General features: G+C 59.8%; 6 protein-coding genes. 3 read left to right on the top strand and 3 right to left on the bottom strand.

All coding sequences use genetic code 11. The features are described 5' to 3' along the window. Positions 1–1,162 (bottom strand): IPT/TIG domain-containing protein (locus IGS61_RS27565; RefSeq protein WP_230542483.1); only part of this gene is annotated, 1,162 nt, incomplete at its 3' end. Between the two features lie 566 nt (positions 1,163–1,728). Here IGS61_RS27565 and IGS61_RS27560 point away from each other — a divergent pair. The 3 genes from IGS61_RS27560 to IGS61_RS27550 are packed head-to-tail and all read left to right on the top strand — an operon-like array spanning position 1,729 to position 3,382. Continuing rightward, entirely contained in the window at positions 1,729–2,232 is a 504-nt protein-coding gene (locus IGS61_RS27560) for a phage tail protein (protein WP_230542482.1), read from the top strand. Between the two features lie 30 nt (positions 2,233–2,262). Then, on the top strand, positions 2,263–2,796 hold the full coding sequence (locus IGS61_RS27555) for a phage tail protein (protein ID WP_230542481.1): 534 nt from the start codon (positions 2,263–2,265) through the stop codon (positions 2,794–2,796). A gap of 52 nt (positions 2,797–2,848) precedes the next feature. After that, complete coding sequence (locus tag IGS61_RS27550; RefSeq protein WP_230542480.1) at positions 2,849–3,382, top strand: phage tail protein; 534 nt, start codon at positions 2,849–2,851, stop codon at positions 3,380–3,382. Positions 3,383–3,447: 65 nt separating this feature from the next. On the opposite strand, the gene IGS61_RS27545 is transcribed toward IGS61_RS27550, so the two are convergent. Next, a complete protein-coding gene (locus IGS61_RS27545) occupies positions 3,448–3,741 on the bottom strand; it encodes a DUF6916 family protein (protein WP_230542479.1) in 294 nt (97 codons plus the stop codon). Between the two features lie 166 nt (positions 3,742–3,907). Beyond that, positions 3,908–4,267 (bottom strand): autotransporter domain-containing protein (locus IGS61_RS27540; protein WP_230542478.1); only part of this gene is annotated, 360 nt, incomplete at its 5' end.

Genomic DNA, 4,267 nt, shown 5'->3' with positions numbered 1-4,267 from the left:
TACCCGTGCCGCTTGGCGCCGTCGCCGTGATCTGCGTGGCACTGTTGACCGTAAAGCCGGTGGCCGCCGTGGCGCCGAAGGTCACGGCTGTAGCGCCGGTAAAGCGCGTGCCGGTGATGGTGACCGTGGTACCGCCAGTGGTGGGACCCGCGGTCGGCGAAATGCTGGTCACAATTGGCGCGCCGACATAGGTAAATTGATCGGCCGCGCTGGTGGTACTACCGCCGCCGGCAGTCGTGACGGTCACGTCCACCGTGCCTGCGCTGCCCGCCGGCGCCGTCGCCGTGATCTGCGTGGCGCTGTTGACCGTAAAGCCGCTGGCATTGGTGGCGCCGAACTTCACTGCCGTCGCGCCCGTCAAATTGGTACCGGTGATAATCACGCTGGTCCCACCACCGGTGGGGCCTGCCGTCGGCGAGATGCCGGTCACGGTCGGCGGCGGGGTGGCGTTGATCACCATGGAGTAGCTTCTGGATGTGTTGTACGGTCCGTTGCCGCCAGTGACATCCGTCGATTTGATCACGAAATTGAAGGTACCCAGGCTACCCGGCGTGCCCGAAACCAGGCCGCTGCTCGACAAGGTCAGGCCCGGCGGCAAGCTGCCCGATTCCACCACGTAAGTGTAGGGCGCGGTGCCATTCGAAGTGGACATCTGCTGGCTGTAGGGCGTCGACAATCCTCCCGCCGACAGGACCGTGGGCGTGATGGACAAGATTGGTATGGCGATCGACACGGAATAGTTCTTGGTGACGGTCAGCGGCGTGCCTGCCGTCGAATCAGTCACCTTGACGCCGAACACATAGGCGCCGGTCGCCGTCACGGTGCCGGAAATTACGCCGCTCGATGACACGGTGATGCCAGGTGGCAAGGTTCCAGTATCCATCGCGTAGGTATAGGGAGCCACGCCACCGCTCGCCGACATGGCCTGGCTGTACGGCACGCCAATCACGGGTGCCGTCAAACCGGCCGGCGACACGCTAAAGGCTGCCGCGGGAGGCAGGACAGTCACCGTGAAAGTCACGGCCTTGCTGTCCTCGTCCCACAGAACAAAGCTGTCGGACAAGGCCCCGTCGCCATTATTAATATAGGTCGCAATACCGGTACCGTTACCGACGAGGCCGGTAATCATGCCGTGCTGCGCGCCGGGGATATTTTCCGTCAAACCAAATTCGCTACAGGCAGACAAATCAATCACATAGGGGGCTCCTGATGCGACGGTAAAACTTCTCTGATTGGGAATACATTTCGTGCTCGGATCACCCGGATCCGCCTGTGCAGGACCTGCGACGAGTCCCAGCATCACCAGGCACAGCGAAGCGAACCAGTGCACGAAAAGGCCCGAGACTGGCGACCTGTCAGCGGCACGGTTTGGCATTCGTCCCTGGTTCCCAACAAAAAAAGAACGCAGAAAAGCAAATACCGGGCGGGCGACGACACCGTTGCAAATACGCAACATAGTTTCTCCAATACAGAATTTTTCAGACAAAAAAGAACGTGATTTCAGGCCGCCAGCAAGGTCCATTCCGAGCTCTTCTACAGTGCCAACAGATGTTGACGCTTGCCATATGACAACGTATGCTACCCCGAGATTTCAATAAAGTAACTATAACAAAAAGGGTTTTTTAAAACGCAATATTAATTGCAAATGGAAAATATTGCTCATTTGAAATTTAATGACATTCCAACCGTGGGAGAACGATGATGGCTGATGTGTATCTAGGACAAATCATGATGGGCGGTTTCAATTTTGCGCCGCGTGGCTTTGCAGCATGTAACGGGCAATTGCTGCCAGTTGCGCAGAATCAGGCGCTGTTCGCACTGTTGGGCACGTATTACGGCGGCAATGGCAGTACCACCTTTGCCTTGCCTGACTTGCAAGGCAGTACCCCTGTCGGTGCAGGCAGTTCGGTGGATGGTTCCTGGCAACCCACGCCCTATCAGATCGGCGCGCGCGTGGGGGTCGAGGCTGTCACCTTGATATCGACCGAGATGCCACAGCACACGCATGCGGCCAATACGGTGACCACGCCCGGCACTTCGAAAAACCCCACGAATACCCTGTTTGGCGGCAGCGGCGCGGAATTCATCTACGGTTCGGCGGGCCCGCAAGTCACCCTCTCCAGCAAGACCCTTGCGTTGACCAGCGGCAACCAGGCGCATAACAATATGCAGCCGTTCTCGGTCATCAACTTCAATATCGCCTTGAGCGGTATCTTCCCGTCGCGCAACTAACGAATCAGCCACCTCTTACGGAGCATAGTCATGACCACACCCTATGTCGGCGAAATTCGCCTGTTTGCCTTTCCCCGCATTCCCAGCGGCTGGTTCGCCTGCGACGGCAGCCTGAAACCGATCGCCAATAATGAAGTGCTGTACACCCTGCTGGGCACCACCTACGGCGGCGACGGCGTCAACACTTTTGCCGTGCCCGACTTGCGCGGCCAGGTTCCCCTGCATATGGGTACCGGTCCCGGCCTGAGCAACCGGCCCCTGGGGCAACGAAGCGGCAGCGAATCCGTGACCCTGCTTGCCACCCAGCTTCCTTCGCATACGCACCCGTACAATGTGAACAGCACCCTGGCGACGGCGAATGTGCCGGCGGCCAACCTGCTGCTGACTGCCCCGTCGAATAACGACAAGATGTACACGAGCGATCTGACCGGGCTGACCGCCTATGCACTGGCTACCACCGCCACGGGCGCGACAGGCGGCAACCTGCCGCACGCGAACACCATGCCAACCCTGACAGCGTCATTTTGCATCGCATGGGCAGGCATTTTCCCATCACAGCAATAACAGCCAGCAAGCTAGCTAGCGCAGCCCATAAAATCGATCAGGAGAACCTACCGTGACAACACCATACCTTGGCGAGATACAAGTCTTCGGCTTCAATTTCACACCCTACGGATGGGCCAGCTGCAATGGCGCCACCCTGCAGATCCAGCAACATGCCGCGCTGTTTTCCTTGATCGGCACACAGTATGGCGGCAATGGAACCACCACCTTCCAGCTGCCCAACTTCACGGGACGCGCGCCCTGCAGCCAGGGACAAGCACCCAGCCTGACGCCGCGCGTGATGGGCGAGACCTTCGGCACCAACAGTGTCGCATTGAACGTCACGGAAATCCCGAACCACACCCATCAACTCACTGTGTACCGCCAGCCCACCGCCGCCCTGCAGCACAACACACCGCTCGCTGGCGATGGCTTGATTGCGCTTGGCGGCACGTCCGCATTCGTGCCGGCAACGCCGCCCAATGTCACGCTGGCCCCGGCGGCGATCGGTACCGCTGGCGGCGGCCAGGCGCATGAAAACCGCCAGCCGTTGCTAGCGGTCAATTTCTGCATCTCCCTGCAAGGCGAATTCCCGTCATTTGATTAAGCTTGCTTGATCCAGGCAGACGGCGCCATCGCGGCGCCCGCCTTGCCCTTCTCCCCGTACTGACCTCAGTTAAACACTGCCTGGTACAGAAAGCCGTGGCTGTCACGCGCCACCGGCACCAGAAAGATACCCACCTCGCCCAACGCTTCATGCTGCATCTGGAAGATTTTCTGGTTGAACAGGATGGGCGAGCTATTGTGAAACAACAGGCTGAACGGCTTGCGCATCAAGCCCTCCAGGGTCGCTGACGGCAGCGGGCGCACTTCCTTCAGGACAAAGGCGGCATTCCCGTCAGCGGCCGCAACAAACGTCTCGTTGACGCGCGCGGCAAAATGTTCGAGGGTCAGTACATTCATCATTCCAGGTATTCCATTCCGTAAGCAGTGTGGTCAAGACGATGCCTGATTCTAATGGAATCATTGCCGCCCTGGCACGGCAATGACATGAAAAACCAGCCGCCACATGCGCCGCGGGGCGGGAGCAAGCTGCTCCCGCCCCGCGGCGTCACTTCCTTGAATTGCAGGCCTACCTGAGCGGCATGGCGATGCCGAACATCACCGACTGGGTACGTCCGCTATCGATGTTCAGATTGCTGTTGTAGTCCAAGGTGAGAGTCATGCCGTTCGACAGCAGCAATTTCACGCCCAGCCCCGCCGTCCAGTTGCCCGTCTGCTGCGGCACCGTGCGGATCACGTACACGGGACCGTCGGCCACCAGGTCGGCATACGCCAGGCGCGCATCATCGGCGCCCTGGAACTGGTGCCGGTACTCGAGCCGCGCGCGCGGGAACCACGTGCCCAGGCCACCGACATAGATGCCCTCGGCCCGCACCCCCAGCGCGCCGATGCGCGAACGCACCGTCTGCTTGAAGTAGCTCAGGGCGTT

It is taken from the genome of Janthinobacterium sp. FW305-129 (assembly GCF_020858115.1).
Taxonomy (GTDB): Bacteria; Pseudomonadota; Gammaproteobacteria; order Burkholderiales; family Burkholderiaceae_D; genus Janthinobacterium.
Note: the sequence above shows the minus strand (reverse complement) of the source record. Positions and strands in the feature narration are given on the sequence as shown.